This is a genomic window from Serratia sp. S4, from assembly GCF_000347995.1.
GTDB lineage: Bacteria > Pseudomonadota > Gammaproteobacteria > Enterobacterales > Enterobacteriaceae > Serratia > Serratia quinivorans.
Genome location: NZ_KB661120.1, coordinates 4,982,124 through 5,005,959 on the forward strand (window position 1 = coordinate 4,982,124; position 23,836 = coordinate 5,005,959).

Annotated in this window: 21 protein-coding genes; 8 read left to right on the forward strand and 13 right to left on the reverse strand. The window is 55.3% G+C overall.

What is annotated here, in order from left to right; genetic code table 11:
* Positions 1-32: 32 nt before the first annotated feature.
* Positions 33-626 (forward strand): YhgN family NAAT transporter, encoded by a 594-nt coding sequence (locus SERS4_RS0124010; protein WP_012147324.1) that lies wholly within the window; start codon positions 33-35, stop codon positions 624-626.
* Between the two features lie 48 nt (positions 627-674).
* On the opposite strand, the gene gntK is transcribed toward SERS4_RS0124010, so the two are convergent.
* The 4 genes from gntK to SERS4_RS0124030 form a co-directional block, all read right to left on the reverse strand.
* Positions 675-1,202 carry a gluconokinase gene (gntK, locus tag SERS4_RS0124015; protein ID WP_017894316.1) on the reverse strand — a complete coding sequence of 176 codons (528 nt, stop codon included), beginning with the start codon at positions 1,200-1,202 and terminating at the stop codon, positions 675-677.
* Between the two features lie 104 nt (positions 1,203-1,306).
* Positions 1,307-2,623 (reverse strand): gluconate transporter, encoded by a 1,317-nt coding sequence (gntT, locus tag SERS4_RS0124020; protein WP_012147326.1) that lies wholly within the window; start codon positions 2,621-2,623, stop codon positions 1,307-1,309.
* A 330-nt stretch (positions 2,624-2,953) separates the two neighbouring features.
* Positions 2,954-3,949 carry a gluconate operon transcriptional repressor GntR gene (gntR, locus tag SERS4_RS0124025; protein WP_017894317.1) on the reverse strand — a complete coding sequence of 332 codons (996 nt, stop codon included), beginning with the start codon at positions 3,947-3,949 and terminating at the stop codon, positions 2,954-2,956.
* A gap of 279 nt (positions 3,950-4,228) precedes the next feature.
* The gene (locus SERS4_RS0124030) at positions 4,229-4,924 is read right to left on the reverse strand and encodes a pirin family protein (protein WP_017894318.1); all 696 of its coding nucleotides are present in this window, start codon (positions 4,922-4,924) and stop codon (positions 4,229-4,231) included.
* Positions 4,925-5,311: 387 nt separating this feature from the next.
* Between SERS4_RS0124030 and SERS4_RS0124035 the strand changes: the two genes are divergently transcribed.
* The 3 genes from SERS4_RS0124035 (at position 5,312) to SERS4_RS0124045 (ending at position 7,807) form a co-directional block, all read left to right on the forward strand.
* Entirely contained in the window at positions 5,312-5,830 is a 519-nt protein-coding gene (locus tag SERS4_RS0124035; RefSeq protein ID WP_017894319.1) for a GNAT family N-acetyltransferase, read from the forward strand.
* Complete coding sequence (locus tag SERS4_RS0124040; protein WP_017894320.1) at positions 5,827-7,005, forward strand: P1 family peptidase; 1,179 nt, start codon at positions 5,827-5,829, stop codon at positions 7,003-7,005. Before SERS4_RS0124035 ends, SERS4_RS0124040 begins: the two co-directional genes overlap by 4 nt.
* A 481-nt stretch (positions 7,006-7,486) precedes the next feature.
* The gene (locus tag SERS4_RS0124045; RefSeq protein WP_017894321.1) at positions 7,487-7,807 is read left to right on the forward strand and encodes a hypothetical protein; all 321 of its coding nucleotides are present in this window, start codon (positions 7,487-7,489) and stop codon (positions 7,805-7,807) included.
* 134 nt (positions 7,808-7,941) lie between these two features.
* On the opposite strand, the gene iolE is transcribed toward SERS4_RS0124045, so the two are convergent.
* From iolE to iolD, 4 genes are all read right to left on the reverse strand, one after another.
* Positions 7,942-8,838 (reverse strand): myo-inosose-2 dehydratase, encoded by an 897-nt coding sequence (gene iolE, locus SERS4_RS0124050; RefSeq protein ID WP_017894322.1) that lies wholly within the window; start codon positions 8,836-8,838, stop codon positions 7,942-7,944.
* Between the two features lie 59 nt (positions 8,839-8,897).
* Positions 8,898-9,782, reverse strand: a complete 885-nt coding sequence (locus tag SERS4_RS0124055) for a sugar phosphate isomerase/epimerase family protein (RefSeq protein WP_012147332.1) — start codon at positions 9,780-9,782, stop codon at positions 8,898-8,900.
* A gap of 39 nt (positions 9,783-9,821) precedes the next feature.
* The gene (locus SERS4_RS0124060; RefSeq protein WP_017894323.1) at positions 9,822-10,835 is read right to left on the reverse strand and encodes a Gfo/Idh/MocA family protein; all 1,014 of its coding nucleotides are present in this window, start codon (positions 10,833-10,835) and stop codon (positions 9,822-9,824) included.
* Between the two features lie 64 nt (positions 10,836-10,899).
* A complete protein-coding gene (gene iolD / locus SERS4_RS0124065) occupies positions 10,900-12,840 on the reverse strand; it encodes a 3D-(3,5/4)-trihydroxycyclohexane-1,2-dione acylhydrolase (decyclizing) (RefSeq protein ID WP_017894324.1) in 1,941 nt (646 codons plus the stop codon).
* Positions 12,841-13,374: 534 nt separating this feature from the next.
* Here iolD and iolC point away from each other — a divergent pair.
* The gene (gene iolC / locus SERS4_RS0124070; RefSeq protein WP_017894325.1) at positions 13,375-15,303 is read left to right on the forward strand and encodes a 5-dehydro-2-deoxygluconokinase; all 1,929 of its coding nucleotides are present in this window, start codon (positions 13,375-13,377) and stop codon (positions 15,301-15,303) included.
* A gap of 197 nt (positions 15,304-15,500) precedes the next feature.
* A complete protein-coding gene (locus SERS4_RS0124075; RefSeq protein WP_012147336.1) occupies positions 15,501-16,337 on the forward strand; it encodes a MurR/RpiR family transcriptional regulator in 837 nt (278 codons plus the stop codon).
* A 117-nt stretch (positions 16,338-16,454) separates the two neighbouring features.
* On the opposite strand, the gene iolB is transcribed toward SERS4_RS0124075, so the two are convergent.
* Positions 16,455-17,276, reverse strand: coding sequence for a 5-deoxy-glucuronate isomerase (gene iolB / locus SERS4_RS0124080; RefSeq protein ID WP_017894326.1), 822 nt, complete (start codon positions 17,274-17,276; stop codon positions 16,455-16,457).
* Between the two features lie 85 nt (positions 17,277-17,361).
* A complete protein-coding gene (locus tag SERS4_RS0124085; RefSeq protein ID WP_012147338.1) occupies positions 17,362-18,867 on the reverse strand; it encodes a CoA-acylating methylmalonate-semialdehyde dehydrogenase in 1,506 nt (501 codons plus the stop codon).
* A gap of 563 nt (positions 18,868-19,430) precedes the next feature.
* On the opposite strand from SERS4_RS0124085, the gene SERS4_RS0124090 reads away from it, so the two are divergent.
* Positions 19,431-20,858, forward strand: coding sequence for a sugar porter family MFS transporter (locus SERS4_RS0124090; protein WP_017894327.1), 1,428 nt, complete (start codon positions 19,431-19,433; stop codon positions 20,856-20,858).
* A gap of 46 nt (positions 20,859-20,904) precedes the next feature.
* Positions 20,905-21,741, forward strand: a complete 837-nt coding sequence (locus tag SERS4_RS0124095; RefSeq protein ID WP_017894328.1) for a TIM barrel protein — start codon at positions 20,905-20,907, stop codon at positions 21,739-21,741.
* A 191-nt stretch (positions 21,742-21,932) separates the two neighbouring features.
* On the opposite strand, the gene fetB is transcribed toward SERS4_RS0124095, so the two are convergent.
* The 3 genes from fetB to SERS4_RS0124110 form a co-directional block, all read right to left on the reverse strand.
* Positions 21,933-22,706 carry an iron export ABC transporter permease subunit FetB gene (gene fetB / locus SERS4_RS0124100; RefSeq protein ID WP_017894329.1) on the reverse strand — a complete coding sequence of 258 codons (774 nt, stop codon included), beginning with the start codon at positions 22,704-22,706 and terminating at the stop codon, positions 21,933-21,935.
* A complete protein-coding gene (fetA, locus tag SERS4_RS0124105) occupies positions 22,693-23,370 on the reverse strand; it encodes an iron ABC transporter ATP-binding protein FetA (RefSeq protein ID WP_017894330.1) in 678 nt (225 codons plus the stop codon). The genes fetB and fetA overlap by 14 nt, the downstream gene beginning before the upstream one ends.
* Positions 23,371-23,553: 183 nt before the next feature.
* Complete coding sequence (locus tag SERS4_RS0124110; RefSeq protein WP_026142570.1) at positions 23,554-23,835, reverse strand: FaeA/PapI family transcriptional regulator; 282 nt, start codon at positions 23,833-23,835, stop codon at positions 23,554-23,556.
* Position 23,836: the final 1 nt, after the last annotated feature.

The following is a 23,836-nucleotide window of genomic DNA, read 5'->3' on the forward strand; positions in this document are numbered from 1 at the left end:
GACCGACGCACTTTTCAGATTCAGAGGTAGTAATGACAGAGATGATTTCGGTCACGGTGTTGCTGTTTTTAATCATGGATCCGCTGGGCAATTTGCCGATTTTCATGTCGGTGCTCAAGCACCTGGAGCCGCGTCGTCGTCGGGTGGTGTTGATCCGTGAACTGCTGATCGCCCTGCTGTTGATGCTGATTTTCCTGTTTGCCGGAGAAAAAATTCTGGCGTTCCTTAATCTGCGCACCGAAACCGTATCCATTTCCGGCGGGATTATTCTGTTCCTGATCGCCATCAAGATGATCTTTCCCTCGCAGGAGGGTGACAGCAGCGGGCTTTCCGCCGGTGAAGAACCTTTCCTGGTGCCACTGGCCATCCCGCTGGTGGCCGGCCCTTCGATTCTGGCCTCGCTGATGCTGCTGTCGCACCAGTATCCAAACCAGATTTCATATCTGGTGGTGGCACTGCTGATTGCCTGGGGGATTTCCGCCGCTATTTTGCTGATGTCGAACCTGTTCCTGCGCCTGCTGGGTAGCAAAGGGGTGAGTGCGCTGGAAAGGCTGATGGGGCTGATTCTGGTAATGCTGTCGACCCAGATGTTCCTGGACGGCGTGAGAGCTTACATGAAGTTGTAGCGAAGCTACTGGCGCCGGTGCGGCGCCGAGAAGTGGCGGCAGCCCGGCTTACTGGGCTGCAACACGACGAATATAGGCCAGGGTATCGGCCACCACGCCGTCCAGCGGCTGGTCAATCTCGATCGCCTGCACGTCTTGTTCTTGCTCGTTCGGCTCTTCTAAAGTAGCGAATTGGGAAACCAACATCTGCGGTTTGAAGAAGTGGCCCTTGCGCTGCTTCAGACGCTCTTCAATCACCGCCTTGTCACCCTTCAGATAGACGAAATGCAGGTTGCGGTTACCTTCGCGCAGACGGTCACGATAGCTCTTTTTCAGCGCCGAACAGACCAGCAGTGAAACATCGTTGGTGCGCTCCATGGCAAAAATCGCGTCATTCAACGCCGCCAGCCACGGGGCACGATCGTTATCGTCCAATGCATGCCCGGCGGCCATTTTATTGATATTGGCACGCGGGTGCAGGTAGTCGCCGTCCAGCATGGCGGCATTGGCCTCATGGGCAACGGCGTTGGCCACGGCGGATTTTCCGCTGCCGGAAACGCCCATCAAAATAAATACGTGGTGCTGTGGATTGCTCATATGTCATGCCCTTATGGGATCAGATGACGCTGGTAGCGTCATCAAATGCGCCCCAAACTCAAAATAGTTTCCGACACCGCCAAGGTGCCGGAAACCTCAGTATTTTAGACGACCGTCGCCAGCAGTAGGCAACCTACCAAACCACAGACTGAAATGATGGTTTCCAGCACCGACCAGGATTTAATGGTTTCCATGATGCTCAGGTTGAAGTACTCCTTGAACAGCCAGAAACCCGGGTCATTGACGTGAGAGAAAATCACGCTGCCTGAACCGACCGCGATCACCATCAGTTCCGGACTGGCGCCGGTAGTGGCGATCAGCGGAGCAACGATACCCCCGGCGGTAATCGCCGCCACGGTAGCCGAACCCAGAGCCAAACGCAGCGCGGCGGCAATCGACCATGCCAGCAGGATCGGCGAGACGTTACTGCCTTCCATCAGGGCGGCAATATATTTCTCTACGCCGCTGTCGACCAGCACCTGTTTGAACGCGCCGCCACCGCCGATGATCAACAGCATCATGGCGATAATCTTGATGGAGTCGGTGATGGTGCCCATCACTTCATCCATGGTGCGGCCACGGTTCAGACCAAAGGTGAAGATAGCAATCAGCACCGCAATCAGCGTCGCCATTACCGGATCGCCGAAGAACTCGGCAAAGCGCAACAGGCTATGACCCTTCGGCAGCACCATTTCGGCTACCGCGCGCAGCGCCATCAGGATCACCGGCACCAGAGAGGTTGCCACGCTGATACCAAAGCTTGGCATTTCCGCTTCGGTGAAGATTTTTGGGTTATACAGGCCTTCCGGTACCGGCTTGTCGATACCTTTCAGGAAACGAGCATAAACCGGGCCGGCCAGGATCACCGTCGGGATAGCCAGCAGCGTACCGTACAGCAGGGTTTTACCCATATCGGCATGGAAGATGGTGGCGATCGCCGTTGGGCCAGGGTGCGGCGGCAGGAAACCGTGGGTTACCGACAGCGCAGCCGCCATTGGCACACCAACATACAGCAGAGGAACGCGCGCGGAAGCGGCGATACTGAAGACCAGCGGCAGCAACAGCACGAAACCCACCTCATAGAACAGCGCGAAGCCGACGGTAAAGCCCGTCAGCACCACTGCCCACTGAATGTGTTTTTTACCGAACTTTTCGATCAGCGTAGTGGCGATGCGCTGGGCACCGCCGCAGTCCGCCAGCAGCTTGCCGAGCATGGCACCAAAACCCATGATCAGCGCCAGGCTACCCAGCGTGCCGCCAACGCCGGCCTTGATGGAGCCGATCACTTTATCGACCGGCATCCCCTGGGTGATCCCGACCGCCAGAGCAACCAGAATCAGAGAGATAAAGCCGTTCAGCTTAAAGCGAATCATCAGCAGCAGCAGCAGCGCTACGCCGCCTGCAACAATCACTAATGGCATAATTTTTCTCCAACCTTTTTATCGCAGACCCTCTTTACGATAGATCGTAAAGCGCGCGTTTGTTGTATTTTTAGGCTCTTCCCGGTGTTAGAAGACGAGCTGTAGGTGGTGCTGAGGCAAAGGTTCTATCGCGATCAATATCACCGCACACTCATTGTTACCGGTATCATGATACCGGTAACAACCCGATCGCCGGAACCGGGTAACGGGCTAAAATTCCCGTTCTGGGATAGAGATCAAACTTATGGGGGTAACAGGGGGCAGGCTTACAGAGGGAAATGAAAACGCGCCAAGCAGCGCGGTTCCAGAATTAAAATGGCTTAAAACCGATCAGATACTGCCACCGGGGATCACGGTGAAACCGACGTCCACCATGCGCGGGCTGACCGTTTCACCCCGCAGTCGGGCCAACAGGCGTTCGGCGCCGATTTGCCCCATGCGTTCACGCGGCGTCAACACGCTGGCCAGCTTCGGCACCATCACCTGGCCGATATCATGGCCGTGGAAACCGGCAATCGCCATATCGTTGGGGATCGACAGCCCCTGCCGCTGGCACTCGAAGGTAGCCCCTATTGCCAGGTCATCGTTGGTGCAGAAAATACTGTCAATCTGCGGGTAGTCGCGTTGCGCCTGACGCAGCAGTTCACCACCGGCGGAATAAGAAGACGAACGCGCCGTCATCACGCTGTACGGCTGCAGACCGGATTCACGCATCGCCTGTTCATAGCCCTGCTGTTTGATAATGGTACGTTCATCCTGACGCGCGCCAAAATACACCACGTGGCGATGGCCGTGCGCGATGATTTGCTGGGTCATCTGGCGTGCGGCCTCAAAGTTATTGAAACCTACCGCCAGATCGATACAGGGCGAAACGCAGTCCATCAGCTCGACGACCGGGATACCCGCAACCTCGATCATTTTCATGGTACGTGGCGTATGGTGACGTTCAGACAGGATCAGTCCATCAATATTGTAAGACAGCAACGAGGTCAGGCGCTGTTCTTCACGCTCCGGCAAATAGCCGTAGTGCGCCAGCATGGTCTGGTAATTGTGCGCATCGGTGACGCTCTCGATGCCGCGCAATACTTCGGCAAACACCTGGTTGGTCAGCGACGGCAGCAGGACGCCAATGGCGCGGCTGGTGGAGTTGGAAAGGATATCCGGCGCACGGTTGGGAATGTAGCCCAGCTCATCAAGCGCGACGGCAATTTTTTGCTGCAAGACGGCAGAAACCTGATCGGGATTACGCAGATAACGGCTCACCGTCATCTTGGTCACGCCAACCTTGTCTGCAACATCTTGGAGTACCGGCCGTTTTTTCTTCATTATCAATGAACTGGCTAACCGTGAATGGGCGCTCATTTTAGCAAAAAAAAACCGGGGCCGATATTGTTGGTTGTTGGAAGAGCAAACTCAAGGGCTCACCGCGTGAGTCCCCAGACAACTGACAAAGCCCGTTATTAGGGAGAGCGTGCCGAAGGGGTCGTAGCGGCTTGCCCGCCGGAGCGCCCCTCGGTGCGCTAGGCCCGGGTATCTCGGATTCAAAGACAACTTTATCATCAGACTCAGGGCTCATCGCGTGAGCCCTTGATATTTACCGCTTAATCAGACTGGCGGCAGATCGAACAGCAAGATTTCGCTGTCTTCATCGGCCTTAATCGACAGTGCGGTTTCATCCCACACCGCGAAAGCATCGCTGGTGCCGGCTTGTTGACCGTTGACCACAACCTTGCCGCGTACCACCTGGATCCACACGCGACGTCCGGCTTCAATCGGGCACTCCGCCAGCTCGTCTTTACCTAACACCCAACGGGACAGCGTCATGTCCTGGAACACCTTCAGAGAACCTTCACGTGCGTCCGGCGACAGCACCAGTTGGCGCCCCTGTGGCGCATCGAACATGCGTTGCTCATAACGGGGCTCCAGCCCAACCCGATCGGGAATGATCCAAATCTGGTACAGGTGCAACGGACGATCGCTATTGCCGTTGTACTCGGAGTGACGTACTCCGGTGCCGGCACTCATGATCTGGAATTCACCGGCCTGGATCTGCTCTTTATTGCCCATGCTGTCCTGGTGTTCTACCGTGCCGCTCAGCACGTAGGTCAGGATTTCCATGTCTTTATGCGGGTGGGTGCCAAAACCCTGCCCTGCGTCAATCACGTCTTCGTTAATCACCCGCAGCGCCGAAAAACCCATAAAATCAGGATCGTGATAGTTGGCAAATGAGAAGGTGTGCCAGCTGTCCAGCCAACCATGATTGGCATGACCGCGATCTTCTGCCTTACGTAAATAAATCATATTCAACTCTCCTCAATGTTTTTTACAGTCTAGTCCTGACAGCAGAATAAGAAAGCGCAAAAAACTCTTCCCTCTGTTCAAAAAATTAGATGGAGTTCTGGAGCCATGGGCAGTGAATTTGGAGGAGGCTTGGAGGGCGGAACGCAGGCAAAAAAAAAGCCAGCACCCGAGCTGGCTAAGTAATACTTGGAAGCAATGTGAGCAATGTCGTGCCTTCGTAGCGAGGGTACCAAAGGTTGATACTCTCCCGAGAACGCATCGCAATAATAATCATTATCATTCGTATCTGTAAAGCGTTTTTTTAACCAATCCGAAATAATATTGACTCGAAACATTAAACGGATAAATTCAGAGGTTATTCAACCGGTAAGCCAAAGGAGCAGCGTAATGAGTGAAATCGTAGTTCGTCACGTGGAAACGGCAGATGCACAGGCCCTGCATCAACTTTATTCTCAGCCGAAGGCTTACCGTGACACGCTACATCTTCCACTACATTCAATCGAGTCGTGGCACCAACGCCTTGCCAACCTTCAACCGGGTACCCATAGCCTGGTGGCCTGCATCGACGGGCAGATCGTCGGCCAACTGGGCCTTATGCTGAACCAGCGGGTGCGCCGCCGTCACGTGGCGAGCTTTGGCATTGGCGTTGATGACCGCCATCAGGGCAAAGGCGTCGGCAGCAGTCTGATGACCGCGATGATTGACCTCTGCGACAATTGGGCGGCCATCGAACGCATCGAACTGACGGTGTTTACCGACAATCAGGCCGCCATTGCGCTTTACCGCAAGTTCGGTTTTGAAATCGAAGGCACCAGCCGCGCCTATGCCATGCGCGACGGCGAGCTGGTCGATTCCCATCACATGGCGCGTTTTCGCAGCGAACAGCAGAAAAAACCCTCATTATGAGTGAAAGCAAAAGTGGATCAGGGGCGGCAAACCGCCCCTTCACCGTCAGCCGCCGCACCTTTGTGCAAACGCTGGCCTGCGTAACGGGTGCTATCGGCATCCTTTCTCCCACCACCTTTCTGGGGGCCGCGATGCCAACCTCTCCAGCCGTCCGTACCGGCGCCCGTAACCTGATTACCGACGTGCCCGGTCTGCGGGTCGGTGTCGCCCAGGACAGTCGGGTGCGTACCGGTACCACGGTGATCTTGCCGGATCGCCCGGCGACAGCCGCCGTCGACGTACGCGGTGGCGGCCCGGCAACCCGTGAAACCGATGCGCTGGGTGAAGATAACCTGGTGCAAACCCTCGATGCGCTGGTGCTGAGCGGCGGCTCGGTGTATGGCCTGGCGGCGGCGGATGGCGTGGCCGCCTGGCTCGGGCAACAGGGCAAAGGCTATGCGCTGCGCCCGGCTCCGGGCGTGCCGGTCTCGCCGATCGTGCCCACCGCCTGCCTGTACGATCTAAGCAACGCCGGCGATAAAGACTGGCAGCTTAATCCTCCTTATCGTCAGCTGGGGATCGAGGCTGCGAGCAAAGCAGGTCACGACTTCCCGCTCGGTACCGTAGGTGCAGGCTATGGCGCCATGACCGGCATGGGCAAGCTGAAAGGCGGCCTCGGGTCGGCTTCAATCATGGCGGCTAATGGCGCTACCGTCGGCGCACTGGTAGCGGTCAACAGCCTGGGTTCTGTGGTGGCTCCCGGCACCCGTGCCTTCTGGGCTACGCCTTATGAAATCAACGGCGAGTTTGGCAATGGCGGGGCCTCGGCACTGGCACAACTGCACGGCCAGGGCGAAGACTGGATGCCCGAAGAACCGACGGGCGGCAGGAAGAACACCACCCTGGCCTGTATCGCCACCGATTTGGCATTGACCCGGGTAGAGCTTAAACGCGTGGCAATGATGGCACAGGACGGCATGGCGCGGGCTATTCGCCCATTGCATAGCCCGTTCGACGGCGACGTGGTGTTTGCCCTGTCCACTGGCCAGCGTAAAGTCGAGGGCAGCCGAGAGCTGGCGGTGCTGCAGATTGGTGCGCTGGCAGCGGACACTCTGGCGCGAGCGATCGCCCGTGGCGTTTACGCAGCAACCCCATGGCCCGGCGGACAGGTCACCACCTGGAAAACTCTCGCCTGACAGCCGGAATAAAAAGGGGCGCATTGATTAATCAAGCGCCCCTTGCAGATCTCTGCCAGCTTAAAGGCCGGCAGTCTCTTTGAGATAATGAAGAACTATATAATGGACTAAATAGAAAAGAGAATTGGCTATTAAGCCTTAAAAAAACAATCAACAAAATACAGACCCGACACTTTAGGCATTTAATATCCCGTGGATATAAAGTTGCGTTAAAAACAAACGCACACATCTTTACCCGTTAATCAATAAACCGACCATAAATGTAACGCCAAAACCACACATCCATTTCAAATTAACACGCAACAAATTGTTATATATGAAATTATAATGAAAATAAGACCATTCAGTAGCAATATTTTGATATATGTTCTCAATGAAAACTAAACGACATTGATTTGCACACTTCGAATAAGAACTCAGGTTATCGACGGCTGTCTTTATGTTGGGACACACAACAATACACAGACGGAGTAACTATCAAATGACAATGCGTTTTTGTACTTTATTATTAGGAACTGCACTTCTCTTATCCGGTTGCGCAGTAAAAAACGACAATACCCGGGTCGGATTTATTGGTTTATCTTATCATAGCAACATAGAGAAACTGCCGAATGGAGATTATACGGCGGCGGTGGAAGCTTCACCTGGCCGAGGAAGAGTAACTGGCGCCGAGGCCCTGGTAGCAAAGGATGCTGCAGATTATTGCAAACTGCAAAACAAGGCGATGAAAGAAGTTAAATCAGAAACCGATTCGCACCTTTTGGTTAATGGCGTCGCAAAGCTCGTTTTCCAATGCGTATAGTTTTAAGAGCAAACGCCAAAAGGCCTTTGTTCGTGACTGGCAGGCTGGTCACCACCTGGAAAACCCTCGCCTGACAGCCAGAATAAAAAGGGGCGCATTGATTAATCAAGCGCCCCTTGCAGATCACGGCCGGATTAAATGCCGGCAGTCTCTTTGATATAACGCCGTGCCTTCACCGCATACTCAAACGGATTGGCCAACGCCGGATCCTGCTCGGCCTCCACCACCATCCAGCCTTTGTAACCACGCTCGTCCAGTAGTTTGAATACCGGCCGGAAGTCGATGACCCCGTCACCCGGCACGGTGAAGGTGCCTTTTTTCACGCCGTCGAGGAAGCTCAGTTTGTTGGCCTTCACCTCTGCCACCACTTCGTCGCGCACGTCCTTCAAATGCACATGGTTAATGCGCGGCAGGTATTTTTCCAGAATTGCCATCATCGCCTGCTGGCTGCCTTCGGAGTAGTAGGCATGGCCGGTATCAAACAGCAGGTAAACGTCGTCGTTTACCATGCTCATGTAGCGGTCGATCTCGGCGGTAGTCTGGATGCCGGTGCCCATATGATGGTGCAGGCAGACCTGCATCCCCTTGTCAGCGGCAATTTTAGCCAGCTCATTGTAGCCATCGGCCACCCGCTGCCACTCTTCATCGCTGAAATATGGCTTCTCTTCGAACACCCCTTTGGTGGTGCCCTGAATGCTCTTGCTCTGCTCGGAACAGCCAATCACTTTGGCGCCCATCGCATGCAGGAAATTCATATGATTAATAAACTCATCAATGGTTTTTTCTTTCAGGCCATCGGCGAAGAAGGTGCTGAACCAGGCGTTGCAGATCTGAATACCGCGGATATCCAGCATCGGTTTCAGTACCGCCGGATCGCGCGGGTACTTGCTGCCCACTTCGCTACCGGTGAACCCGGCCAGCGCCATTTCACTGACGCACTGTTGGAAAGTATTCTCTTTGCCCAGGTCAGGCATGTCGTCATTGGTCCAGCCAATCGGGGCGATGGCCAGTTTTACGTTGTCTTTATTCATTTTCAGCCTCAATAGTCGAAACGGCCCGACGGTGATGCCAACCCGCGCAGCCGAGAAATTTATTTACCCAGCAGCTCTTTTTCGATTCGCTCGCGGGTCGCTACCGCCTGGGTTTTCATTCTTTCCGGATAACCAAACAGCGAGGTGCAGATAATCGACTCACCGCCGACCTTAAAGCTGCGGTTGGCAAACTCCATATCGCGCAGGGTCTGGAACAGGGTATCGAAGTCCACTTCCCCTTCGCCGATGCCCATATGCTGGTGCACTGCGGCATCGACACCCGGCGGGTTGACGATATAGCGACAGTGTTTGGTATGGTTCATGGTATCGGCGATCAATACATGCGAGAGATCGTCACCGGCATATTTCAGCATGCCGGCCACGTCACCCTGGCCTTTGTCGTAGTAGAAGGTGTGCGGCACGCTGTAGAGGTACTTGACGTGATCGCTACGTAGCGATTTAACGATATCGGCGGTTTCATTGCTCAACTCGCAGAAGTCCCACGGGTGAGACTGGATCTCCATGCGAATACCTTCGCGCTCGATAATCGGCAACAGCTCCTCCATGGAGCGATACCACAACTCTTCACAGATCTCCGGCTCATTAGGGTTGCCTGCCAGTTCGGTGTTGATCACCTGCACACCCATTTCCACCGCGATCTCTATCATCCTGCGCCAGTTTTTTACCGCCGCCTGGCGACGATCTTCCCCCGGGCCGGACCAGCGATACACCACGATAAATGAGGAAATCTCCACGCCGGTGGCCTTCAGCGCGTTTTTGTATTCCGCCATCACTTCACGCCCGGCCTTCGGATGCTTGTAGAACGGATTGATCTGCGGATGCGGCGACTGCTCAATATACTGATAGCCCCAGTCCGCCACCTGCTGAACCATTTTAGTGATGCCCAGGTCCCTGATGACATCAACATCAAAAGCGATCTTCATGGTGATTCCCCTTTAAACGTGAGTACCGCGTTCAACACACTACTTGTTGTAGAACGCCGGGCGCGGCGGCAGAGTCACAGGTACGATCTCGCCGCTGAGCTGCGCAGCCACGCAGGCATCGGCCGTCACGGCTGCAGCATAGCCGTCCCAGGCAGAAGGCCCGGTCAACTTGCCGGCCAGCACGTCGTTGATAAAGCCTTGCAGCTCAACGTCGTAAGCATCGATAAAGCGATCTTTCCAGTCGGTCAGAATTTCGGTAGATAGTTTGGCCCCGCTGCGCATCTGTACTGAAGACGGCTCCGGCAGTTTGGCAATGCCGGTTTCACCCACCACTTCACACTGGATGTCATAGCCGTACTGGCAATTAACAAAGATTTCGACGTCGATACGCGTGCCCTTGGCGGTTTCAAACAGCACGATCTGCGGATCTTTCAGGTGCGGAAATGCCTTGGCGCTTTTGCGCGGGAACACCACCTGAACCGAAACATAGTCGTCATCCAGCAGCCAGCGCAGCACGTCGATCTCGTGGATCAGGGTGTCGGTGATCGCCATATCCGTGGTGTAAGCTTCACCAACGGTAGGGTTGCGGTGCGCACAGTGCAGCATCAGCGGTTCGCCGATTTGCCCACTGGCCAGCACCTGCTTCAGTGCTCGGTAGCCCTGATCGTAAGGGCGCATAAAGCCTACCTGCACCAGGCGTTTGCCGTGTTTGGCCTCTGCCTCAACGATGTTTTTACAGCCCTGCGCAGTGACCGCCAGCGGCTTCTCGCAGAATACCGGCTTGCCGGCGGCAATCGCCGCCAGCACGAACTCTTCATGGCTCGGGCCCCAGGAGGTCACCAGCACCGCCTGAACGTCCGCGGCCTTGACCAGATCGTGGCCATTGTCATACACCTTGGCGTCCAGCTTCAGGTCGCTCACCACCTTGGCGGCGTTGTCACGATTGATATCGTTGACCGCCACGATGCGGCTGCCCTGCAACACTTTGCTGCAGCGACGAATGTGATCCCGACCTATTGCGCCGGTACCAATAACCCCAATGTTCAGTGTCATTTTCGTTATCCTCTTCAAATAGTTGCGGCAGACGCAAGGTCTGGGTCATCAAGCAATGTGTTAATCAGTAGTCGCGTGCCTTGTCGATGTTCTCTTGCAGCTTGCGGGCCACGGCGACAATTTTTTCGCTGTCGGCCACCTGAGCACCGCCCACGCGCCACCAGCTGAGATATTTGTGCACCATGGTTTTTGGCAGCACTTTGATGTCCAGCAGGGTAGAAACGCTTTGCAGGCGAGCATCGGCCAGCGCCTCGATCAGCTGCTGTTCGGTGGTCACGCTGTAGGTTTTACAACCGTAAGCCGCCGCCAGCATGGCGAAGTTGACCGGAACCAGTTTGCCGTCGAGTTTGCCGCCCTGCGGGTTGCGGAAGCGGAATTCGGTGGTGTAGCTGTCCATGCCGTGTTCCATCTGCAGGTTGTTGATGCAACCGTTGGTCATGTTGTCGAACAGCACCACGTTGATTTTGCAGCCTTCCTGAATTGAGGTGACCAGCTCGGAGTGCAGCATCATAAAGGCACCATCGCCGACCATCGCGTACACTTCACGCTGCGGCTCAGCCAACTTGACCCCCAGCGCGGCGTTGACCTCGTAACCCATGCAGGAATAACCGTACTCCACGTGGTAGCCGTGCTCGCCATGGTTCTGCCACACGCGCTGTAAATCCCCCGGCAGGCTACCGGCAGCGGCGACGATCACGCTATCCTGCGGCAGATGCTGGTTTAGCACCCCCAGCACCCGGCTTTGGGTTAGCAGTGAATCGGTCTTTTCGATAAATTCGGCAAACACGCTGTCGCGATCGAGGTGGTCGTCAATTTCCGGTACAAAACCTTCGCCGGTGTATTCCACCGCATAAACTCGGGCGGTTTCCTGCTGTTGTGCGCTACGCGCTTCGGCAATGGCGTTGCCCCAGCCGGCGCGGTAATCGGCCTGAGCCAATAATGCCCCCAGGGCAGACAGTGCCTCACGGGCATCGGCCAGTACCTGCAGGCCGTCGAGCTTACCGGCGTCGAAGGCGCTGACGTTGACGTTGAGAAAATCAACGTCAGGATGCTGGAACAGCCATTTGGACGAAGTAGTGAAATCGGTATAACGGGTGCCCACGCCAATCACCAGATCGGCCTGTCTGGCCAGGGTATTGGCCGCCAGACAGCCGGTTTCACCAATGCCGCCCAGGTTAAACGGGTGGTTGGACGGGACTGTGCCCTTGCCGGCCTGGGTTTCCACAAACGGGATCCGGAAGCGTTCGGCGAACTCGCGCAGCGCCTGACCGGCCTGCGAATATTTCACCCCACCGCCGCACACCAGCAGCGGTTGACGCTTGGTGGTCAGCAGCGCCAGCGCGTCGGCCAACATGCCTTCGGTCGCCGGACGGCGATCCAGCCGGTGCACGCGTTTTTGGAAGAAGTAGTCAGGGTAGTCGTAGGCCTCACCCTGCACGTCCTGCGGCAAACTCAGCGTCACCGCACCGGTTTCCGCCGGATCGGTCAGCACGCGCATCGCGTTGATACAGGCGCTCATCAACTGTTCCGGTCGCACAATGCGATCCCAATACTTGCTCACCGCGCGGAAAGCGTCGTTGGTGCTGATACTGAGATCGTAGGACTGTTCAATCTGCTGTAACACCGGGTCCGGTTGGCGTGAAGCGTAAACATCGCCCGGCAGCAGTAATAAAGGAATGCGGTTGGCGGTCGCGGTCGCGGCGGCGGTGATCATATTGGCGGCACCCGGACCGACAGAAGAGGTGCAGGCGTAGATCTGTTGACGCAGTTTCTGCTTGGCAAAACCGGTCGCTGCGTGAGCCATGCCCTGCTCATTACGCCCCTGATGCACTATCAGATCACCGCTGTTCTGTTCCAGCGCTTGCCCCAGACCGAGTACGTTGCCGTGACCGAAAATCGCAAAGATGCCTTTGACGAATTTGGTTTCCACGCCGTCGACTACCAGATACTGGTTATCAAGGAACCTGACGAGTGCCTGTGCCATGGTTAACCGGATCTTGCCCATTTGCTCACCCTTTTAGATTAGTCGCGCCCGCTCCGGCAAAATACCTGCATGCCGAGCCTGGAATCTCTGTGGTCCCCGTTGCCTTCAAGCGCGCTGCGCTACTTAGGCCGACAACCTGAAACGTGAAGCGATTATAAACAAATATATTTTTCATAAAATCACATTACAGAAGAAACATTTCATTTTGCGATAAAGATCGCATATTGATGAAAACGACGTTTCATTCATGCCTTTAGAATTCACTGACTTAGCGCTCCAGCTCCCGCCGACACCTCAGTCCAGCAGCAGCCGAGGGTACCGCAACCCTTGGCATCGTCAGCTTGTGACACAAGCGATAACCTTGCCGTTAACCGGTGTTTTCGCATCAGACAGGACGCGGTTTTTAGTGCTTTCAGCTAACGTATTGGCGCCGTTTTAAATGCATCACATTTTTGGGGTATAAATTTCATTCAATCTTGAAATTGAAATTTTTATTCCTCATACTCCAAAAATGCTTCGTAGTCGGGGTTTGGCTTAATACAGAAGGAAACGGGTATGGCTACACAAGAAAAACAGCTTGATGTCATTTGTCTCGGGCGTATTGCCGTCGATTTCTATGCACAACAGATCGGCGCACGCCTGGAAGATGCCAGCACATTCTCCAAATATCTCGGTGGCTCTTCCGGCAACGTGGCTTATGGCACCGCCATTCAGGGCCTGAAGTCCGGCATGCTGGCCCGCGTCGGCGACGAGCATATGGGCCGTTTCCTGCGTGAAGAACTGCAACGCGTCGGAGCCGACACCCAGTGCCTGATCACCGACCCCCAGCGGCTGACCGGTCTGGTGATCCTCGGCATCAAGGATCAGGAAACCTTCCCGCTGATTTTCTACCGTGAGAACTGTGCCGATATGGCGCTGACGCCGGACGATATCGATGAGTCCTACATCGCGTCATCGCACGCGCTGGCTATAACCGGCACTCACCTGTCACACCCAAACACCCGCGCCGCGGTATTAAAAGCGCTGGAATACGCCCGCCGCCATGGCCTGCGCACCGCGCTGGATATCGACTACCGACCGGTGCTGTGGGGTCTGACGTCGCTGGGTGACGGTGAAACCCGCTTTGTCGAGTCAGAGAAAGTGACCCGCGAACTGCAGGAGGTGCTGCATCACTTTGATCTAATCGTCGGCACCGAAGAAGAGTTTCACATTGCCGGTGGCAGCACCGACACCCTGACCGCGCTGAAAAACGTGCGTAAAGCGACCCAGGCCACGCTGGTCTGTAAGCGCGGCGCACAGGGCTGTTCGGTATTCGAAGGCGAGATCGCCGCCGACTGGCAGCAGGTAAAGCTGCATTCCGGGGTGCGGGTTGAAGTGCTGAACGTGCTGGGCGCAGGCGATGCCTTTATGTCCGGCCTGCTGCGTGGCTATCTGAACGATGAAGGTTGGGATCAGGCCTGCCGCTATGCCAATGCCTGCGGCGCATTGGTGGTTTCGCGCCACGGCTGCGCCCCGGCGATGCCCAGCAAGCAGGAGCTGGATGACTATCTGCAACGCGAACAGCAAGTGAAACGCCCGGACCGCGATGAGCGGCTTAACCATCTGCACCGGGTCACCACCCGCAAACAGCAATGGCCGGAGCTCTGCGTGTTCGCCTTCGATCACCGCAAACAGCTGGCGGATATGGCGCGAGAAGCCAACGTCAGCGAAGAACGCATCCCCAAACTGAAAACCCTGCTGCTGACGGCGGCGCAACAGGCCGCAGAGGCCGCCGGGCTGAAGGGCAACAGCGGCATTCTGGCCGATACCACCTATGGCCAGGCGGCGCTGAACCAGATAACCGGGCAAGGTTGGTGGATAGGTCGACCGGTCGAACTGCCCGGCTCACGTCCGCTGCGGTTGGAGCACGGCAATATTGGCTCGCAGCTGATCGACTGGCCGCAGGAGCACGTAGTGAAATGTCTGGTGTTTTACCATCCGCATGACGCCGCCGAACTGCGCCGCGAGCAGGATGAACTGATTGGCGATGTGTATCGCGGCTGCTGCAAATCCGGCCATGAACTGTTGCTGGAAGTGATCCTGCCGGAAAGCAACGCCGACAAGGATGAAAGCCACTATCTGGAAATGCTGCAGCACTTTTATCAACTGGGAATTAAACCGGACTGGTGGAAGTTGCCACCGTTGAGTGCTGAGAACTGGCAGCAGGTCGGCGCGTTGATCGACGCTAACGATCCCCAGTGTCGCGGGGTGCTGATTCTGGGGCTGGATTCGCCGGAAGAAACACTGAAGGCGGGTTTTGCCGCGGCGGCGGATGCACGCTGGGTAAAAGGTTTTGCCGTCGGGCGCACCATTTTTGGCCAACCTTCACGCCGCTGGCTGCAGGGTGAGCTGGATGACGCCGCGTTAATCGAGCAGGTGAAACAAAAATACCTGACGCTGATTGGTTTCTGGCGTCAATATCGCCCAACCTCTCACCACCATTAATTGCCGAACCCTCCCCTTAAACGGATTTTCGCCGCTTTAAGGGGATTTTTTTGCCTTTTTTCTGTGAAGTAACGCAACTTGCAATCGAATAAATCGCTTTTTGTTGAAATGAAATTTCCAATCCATCTGTTAGAATAACCTGTCAATAACTCAGGCGTCAGGCCGATACGCCTTAGCCCCCACTGCGAGCCGAATGGATGAACAACCCAACTCAACTTTCGCTGTTACAGGACGAGATCCGCCACCGGTATGAAACGCTGAGCAAGCGTTTAAAACAGGTGGCGCGTTACATTTTGGATAACAGTAACAGCATTGCTTTCGATACCGTCGCCTCCATCGCCGCACAGGCCAGCGTCCCCCCTTCAACCCTGATCCGCTTTGCCAACGCCTTTGGCTTTAGCGGTTTCAACGAAATGAAACAGGTTTTCCGCCAGCACCTGATGGAGGAAACGGTCAACTACACCGAACGGGCACGCCTGTTCCGGCAGACCTCTACCGACGGTAACGTGGCCCCGGAAAAGCCGGCGGAAATCCTTAACGTTTTCACCATGGTCAATGCCCAGGCGCTGCAACAATTGGCGATGCAAACCAGTTCCGAGCAGTTGGATCGGGCGGTTGAACTGCTGAACAACGCCGAGAATATCTACGTGATTGGCCTGCGTCGCTCATTTAGCGTCGCATCCTATCTCACCTATGCGTTGCGCCATCTGGAGCGCCGGGCGTTCCTGATCGACGGGCTGGGCGGCATGTTTACCGAACAGCTCAGCATGGTGAAGCCGAATGACGTGGTGATTGCCATCAGCTATTCGCCGTATGCGCAGGAAGCACTGGAACTGGTTGAATTGGGTGCCAAGAACGGAGCGCAGCAGATCGCCATAACCGACAGCCAGGTCAGCCCGTTGGCTGCCTTCAGCGACGTGTGCTTTGTGGTACGAGAGGCGCAGGTGGATGGCTTCCGCTCCCAGGTTGCTTCAATGTGTCTGGCGCAGACCCTGGCAGTATCGCTGGCGCTGAATAACGCCAAAGAAGAGTAACGAAGAATTACCCTCTCCCTTGGGAAAGGGTAGGCATAGTGGCGTGAAATCCCCTCACCCCGGCCCTCTCCCCCTGGAGAGGGTGACGCTCATCTTGGCAACGTCGTAAATAGGCAATTATTTTGCTGCGGGATAGCCGTCGGTGTTAATCCAGGCGTGGTCTTTTTCCCAGGTGAACTTCCATAGCCGCACCGGCCCGGCCATCACGTTGAGATAGTAGCTGTCGTAACCGGCCAGCGTCGCCACCGGGTGGTAGCCACGCGGCACCTTGACCACGTCACGGTTATACACCGGCATGCACTCATCCAGTGAGCGATCGTCGGTATACACCCGTTGCATGCAAAAACCCTGCTCCGGCTGGATCCGGTGATAATAGGTCTCTTCCAGGTAGGTTTCATCCGGCGAGTCTTCCTGGTCATGTTTGTGGCTGGGGTACGAACTGGTATTACCCTCATCCGTATACACCTCCACCACCAGCAGGCTGTCAGCCGGTTCGCTGTCCGGCAGAATGTTGTGTACCAGACGCTGGTTGCGCCCTTTGCCACGACGTTCGACGCCGACCTCCGCCGGGGTGATCAAGCGCGACGGCAGGTGCCCATGACCCGGGGCGCTGCAGACCGCCAATTCCAGGGCACTTTCCGCCCGCACTTCAATCTTGTCGTGATGCGGCACGTATACCGCATAAGGCGGTGTGCGTTCAAACGGGCTCATGCGTTTGCCGATGCTCGGGTATTCCGCACGCAGAGTGGCGACGGAGGCGATGCCGGCGACCAACACCAGGCACAGCTCTTTGTCGCCGCTTTCCAACCGCAGCGACTGGCCGACCTCAAGGCGATAAACATCAAAGCCGACAAAGCGCCAGTCGGCATTCTCTGGGGTGACATGCTGGATGCGCCCCTGGCCATCCGGCTGCTGACACTTGGCGAGTAATGAAGACATATATTCCTCCTGTAACCTGGCGATTCGGTAAAACGACAACGGCCGCTACTCCATTGGAATAACGGCCCCTGTTGCCTAAATGGGCTTAACCCAACGTCGGCATACTGTATTCAGACACCGTTTGCTGCCCGGTTGGCCAGCGGGCGGTGGCGGTTTTCATGCGGGTGTAGAAACGTACACCGTCGGTGCCATGCACGTTCAGCGCACCAAATACCGAGCGCTTCCAGCCGCCGAAGCTATGGAATGCCATAGGAACCGGCACCGGTACGTTAACCCCCACCATACCGGCCTGCACTTCCTGCACGAACTGACGCGCGTAGTGGCCGTTGCTGGTAAAGATGGCGCTGCCGTTGCCAAACTCATGGCTGTTGACCGTGTCGATGGCGGTCTGGTAGTCCGGCACGCGGACAATACCCAACACAGGTCCGAAAATCTCTTCGCGATAGATACGCATGTTTGGTTTGACGTGGTCAAACAGGGTGCCGCCGACATAGTAGCCGTCCGGGTAGCCCGCCACCTGATAATTGCGGCCATCGGCCACCAGGGTTGCGCCTTCTTCGACGCCAAGATCGATATAACCCAATACTTTTTTCTGGTGCGCCGAGGAGACCAGCGGCCCCATTTCGTTCTCTTCGCCGCCCTGCTGAATGCCTGGGCCAACGCGCAGTTGAGCGATCAACGGTTTCAGTCTGGCGATCAGTTTATCGGCCGTGTCGTCACCGACCACCACCGCCACCGGCAGCGCCATACAGCGTTCGCCGGCAGAGCCGAAAGCCCCGCCCATCAAGGCATTTACCGTCGCGTCCAAATCGGCATCCGGCATGATAATCGCCTGATTTTTCGCCGCACCGAAGGCCTGCACCCGCTTGCCGTGGGCACTGGCAGTAGTATAGATATGTTCCGCCACGGCGGACGAGCCGACAAAGCTCACCGCCTGGATATACGGGTCGGTGCACAGCTGCGCGGCATCTTCGTTAGCGCAGTGCACTACGTTGAATACGCCATCCGGCAGGCCGGCTTCTTTCAGTAATTCCGCCATCCGCACCGAAGCCGAAGGCACCAGCGCCGGTGGCTTAAGCACGAAGGTGTTGCCGCAGGCCAACGCAATAGGGAACATCCACATCGGCACCATCGCCGGGAAGTTGAACGGGGTGATACCTGCGACCACGCCCAGCGGCTGCATCAGCGAGAAGCTGTCAACGCCGCTGCCGACGTCCGCCGAATACTCACCCTTGATCAAATGCGGAATGCCGCAGGCAAACTCGACCACTTCAATGCCGCGGGTCAGTTCGCCCAGCGCGTCGGAGTAAACCTTGCCGTGCTCACTGACAATCAGCGCTGCCAGCTCGTCGCGATGCTGTTCCAGCAGCGCCTTAAAATTGAACATGATGCGCGCCCGGCGCAGCGGCGTGGTACGCGACCAGTCGGCAAAGGCCTGGTGAGCCACATCAATGGCCTGCTTCACCTCGGCGGCAGTGCTCTGCGTAACGCGACGTTCGACCTGCCCGGTAGCCGGGTTATGTACGTCGACGGTTTGATTGCTGCTGCTCAGGCACACCTGCCCGCCAATAAAGTTACCCACGGTTTTCATGTCTCACCCTCTTTTAAGTCCGCTGTCGCCTGACTGCCTGCGGCACTGCCGCAAGCGGTGGCGTTTTCATCACACCGCCTGCCGGAAACGGCCCACAAGCAGGCTAAATCCTGACCGGATGAAGCAAACTCTATTTCATTGAAAAAAAAGTTTCAAATAAATTATTTTAGAAAATTTGTTTTTAGTGCGGAAGGTCGCAATTTTGCCATGCCCTTGTGCAAAGCCATTACATGGCGAAAAAAACTCGCCGTACCACTTCTCCTTCGTGCTACGGGAATTAGCCCTGACTTTTATACAGAAATAGGCGTCCCACCGGACAAAATAGCGAAACCTGACGCAATAGGATCGCCCGGCAACCCTTGTTGGCTGTTTGCGGTTTTTTTTGAACTGGATCTAAAAATCAATATTTCATTATTCACTAATTATGAAATAAATGTTCTTGTTTAGAGAAGAATCATTCAAATATCACCGCCTTGATGACAGGCACGGTTCACACCCTTCCGCCTCCCTATTCCCTACAACCTACTGCGCGGGTGGAAGCCAGGAAAAAATCGGAGCAACACATGTCACATCAGCGTAAGCACAACACCGGGTACATACTGCGAATTTGCGGCATTGCAGCACTCGGCGGCATTCTGTTCGGTTATGACACCGCCGTGATCTCCGGCGCGATCGATGCCCTAAAAACCTATTTTGACCTCAGCCCGCTTGAAACCGGCTGGGCAGTATCTAACGTGGTGATCGGCTGTGTGGTCGGTGCCTTTGGTGCCGGGCCGTTGGCTGCGCGTTACGGCCGTAAAAAGGCCCTGATGCTGGCGGCGGTGCTGTTCACTATTTCAGCGGTCGGTGCAGCCCTGGCCATGACCTTCACCTGGTTTGTGATTTACCGCATTATTGGCGGTTTGGCCGTCGGCATTGCCGCCACCGTCTCACCGATGTATATGTCGGAAGTCTCACCTAAAGACATGCGTGGTCGAGCGCTCAGCATGCAGCAGTTCGCCATAGTGTTCGGCCAAATTGTGATTTTCTACGTTAACTTCAAAATCGCCAGCATCGCCAGCGAAGCCTGGCTGGTGGAGATGGGCTGGCGCTGGATGATAGGGTCGGAAGTGATCCCGTGCATGTTGTTCCTGATGCTGGTGTTTATCATTCCGGAATCGCCGCGCTGGAGCGTCATGGTCGGTCGTGACAGCCAGGCTTTGGCGATGTTGACCAAAGTCTCCAACGCTGCCCATGCGCAAAGCGTACTGCAGGAAATCAAAGACTCATTGCAGCAGGACCAACAAAAAAGCCAGCAGAAGCTGAACTTCGGCGACGTGCGGGTGCGCTTCATTCTTTTTGTCGGCTGTATGATCGCCATGCTGCAACAGGTCACTGGCGTCAACGTAATGATGTACTACGCGCCAATGGTGCTGAAAACCGTTACCGAAAATGCCCAGGAGGCACTGTTCCAAACCATTTGGATCGGCGTGCTGCAGTTGGTCGGTTCAGTGATTGGCGCCATGCTGATGGATCGCATGGGCCGCATTCCGCTGATGCGTTACGGCACCCTTGGCGCCATTGCCGGGTTGCTTATCACCTCTTATGCGCTCTACACCCAGGCCACCGGCTACCTTGCCCTGTTCGGCATGCTGTTCTTTATGGTGTTTTACGCCCTGTCCTGGGGAGTGGGTGCCTGGGTTCTGGTGTCGGAAATCTTCCCAAATCGCATGCGAGCACAGGGCATGAGCATCGCCGTCGGCTGCATGTGGCTGGCCAACTTTGTCGTTTCGCAGAGCTTCCCGATGATCAACGACAATCCTTATCTGTTCTCCAGCTTCCACGGCGCCTTCCCGATGTGGGTCTTTGCCGCCTGCTGCCTGTTTAGCTACTGGTTCATCGGCCGCTATATACCGGAAACCAAAGGCGTCTCGCTGGAAAAAATGGAAGACGTGGTGATGGCCAAACGCTATCGCCAAACGCCACCCGAAACACAACGCACGCCGCTGTAAGTCGGCAATTCTCAGGCTGTATCAAACCATTCAGGAGTAATGCATCATGACCATTGCGCCAGACCGTTTTTGTATTAACCGCAAGATCGCACCCAATCTCGATTTGGAGCCGTTTTTCAGCCTGGTAAAAAAGTGCGGGCTCAGCAAAGTTGAGCTGCGCAACGATATGCCGAGCGGCAAGGTGACAGATAACCTGAGCAACGATCAATTAAATGCTTTGGCGGCCAAATACGGTATCGAAATCGTCACCATTAACGCCCTCGGCAGGTTTAACCTGCCAGGCGATCAGGCCATATTGCTGCAAAACGCCGAGGCGCTGTTGTCGCAGGCTCAGGCGATCCATAGCCAGGCGCTGGTACTGTGTCCACACTGCAGCGCGGACGATCGGCGCAGTGAGGAGCAGAAAAAAACCGATACGCTGGCGGCGCTGAAGCTGCTGGCTCCCCTGTTCAAGCAATATGGCGTGCAGGGCTACGTCGAACCGCTGGGGTTCGGCATCAGTTCACTGCGATCATCGCTGCTGACGCAATCCCTGATTCGCGACTCCGGCGCGCCGTACAAGATCGTGCTGGATACCTTCCACCACTATTTAAGTGATGTGGCGCAGCCTGAGTTTGATGAGCAGATTCAGATTGAGGGTATCGGTCTGGTACACCTTTCCGGGGTGGAAGATGCGCGAAGCAAAAGCGCGCTCAGCGACGAAGAACGCATTATGTTGAGTCATCAGGATCGGCTGGAGAGCAAAAAGCAGGTGCAGAATCTGGAGCGCCTGGGCTACACCGGCATTTACGCCTTCGAGCCGTTCTCTTCGCAGTTGGATAGCTGGACAGAGGCGGATATCGAACGTGAAATCCGCCAGAGCATCGCTCTGCTGCAAGGGTAATCGACAGTAAAACGGCCTCTTCGGAGGCCGTCAGACTACTGACAAAGCCCATTATTAGGGAGAGCGTGCCGAAGGGGTCGTAGCGGCTTGCCCGCCGGAGCGTCCCTCGGTGCGCTAGACCCGGGTATCTCGGGTTCCAAGACAACTTTGTCATCAAACTCACGGCCTCTTCCGAGGCCGTTTTTATGGCGCTATTTCAGCGTGCTCACCACCAGTTGATGGCGGGCATTGTAGAACTTACGGTAGGCCAGATAGCCGGCGATAATGGTCGACAGGCTGGCGGTGGAAAGCAGCATAAAGGTCACCATAATCTGGTACTTAATGGCTTTCACCGGGTCAATACCGGCGAAGATCAGACCGGACATCATGCCCGGCAGGCTGACCAGGCCGACGGTTTTGGCCGAGTCTACCGTCGGGATCAACGAAGCGCGGATGCTGTCGCGGATCAGCGCAGCCGAGGCAAACTTCGGTGATGCCCCCAGGCTGAGCATTTCCTGAATCTTCTGCTGATCGCTTTTGAAACGCTGCCCCAGGTTGTTGTAGCACAGTCCCACCGCCACCATCGCATTACCGGCCACCATGCCGGAAATCGGGATCACCTGCATCGGGGTAAATTCTATCGAGCCGGTCAGCACCAACACCACCAGCGTCAGTACCGCACCAGTGGTAATGGCGATAAATGACGTCATGAACGCATGACCGATATATTTACTGCGCTTTTGCGCGTTGTAAGCGGCGTTAAAGCAGATAAACAGCACCATCAGCACGGTCAGAATAGCGTTGTTCACATCAAAAATGTACTTCAGCACATAGCCGACGATAATCAGCTGCACCACCGCGCGGCAAATGCTCCAGATAATGTCTTTTTCCAACGCCAACTTTTCTTTATGGCTGATGAAAATGGCGATCATAACCAATACCATCGACAGCACCAGGGATTCATTGCTGATATTATGCTGGTTCATCGTTTGTCTCCTGTGCGCGAGCACCGTGCGCACCCAGGGTAATCACATCATCCGCATGTTTGATTTCATCTTTATCATGCGTGACCCACAGCACTGCCACGCCATGCTGCTCTACCAGTTGATGAATAATTTCGTTTACATTGCGCTTATTATCTTCATCCAACGCACTGGTAATCTCATCCAATAACAGCACTTTGGGCATAAATTGCAGATTACGGATCAAGGAAATGCGCTGTTTCTCCCCACCGGATAATTCATTCACGCTTTTTTTCAGCATATTTTCCGGCAGCCCAAAGCGCACCAGATCGGCCTGCATTTTTTTCTCGTCCGGTTTTTGCTTACGGATCTGGTAAGGCAGCGCAATATTGTCATACACGCTGTCGCCAAACAGCGAAGGGGTTTGAAAACAGTAAGACACCTGCTGGCGATATTCTTCCGGAGGTATTTCGGTGATGGCCTTACCGGCAAAAATAACTTTTCCACGGGTCGGGTCGATCAGCGAGGAAACGATTTTAAGCAGCGTACTTTTCCCGCAGCCGGACGGCCCGGTAATCAGTTTAAATTCACCCTGATTCAGGCCGAAAGAGACAGAATCCAGAATAACCTGCTCACCTATTTGATAATGAATATCATCCAACAACAGTATTTCTTTGCTTTCCTTCATTATAAAACCGCATCCCTCATAAAAATATTGGCGCTCAGGCCACCAGTATAGAGCTTAAAAAAATGCACTGACAATGGTTGGTCATTAGCCGTAACAAAGGAGTCGGGCTGAGGGGCATTTCGCTCCGTCAGCCCTATAAGTCTCTGCTGTGAAAGGTAGTCAAAACACAAAACGGGAAAGGAATTACGCTTTTTTAGGTGATGTGCAAATATACCAGCGCAACGAATTATTGATGCTGCGATGGGTACAACTCACTTTGCCCTCTTTTTCCAACGCCAATAGCAAGGTACGCGTAGTGTAAATATTCTCACCGCATTTATCCGCCAACTCCCTGGTTTTGGGCCAGTGTTCCGGCGCGGGTGGATGCTGTCCATCGGCTCCGGCCGCACGTTCCATACACAGTTTTCGTAACACGTTTAGCATATGTGACTTCCTGATTTCATATGTTATCGGCACCTTGGCCATC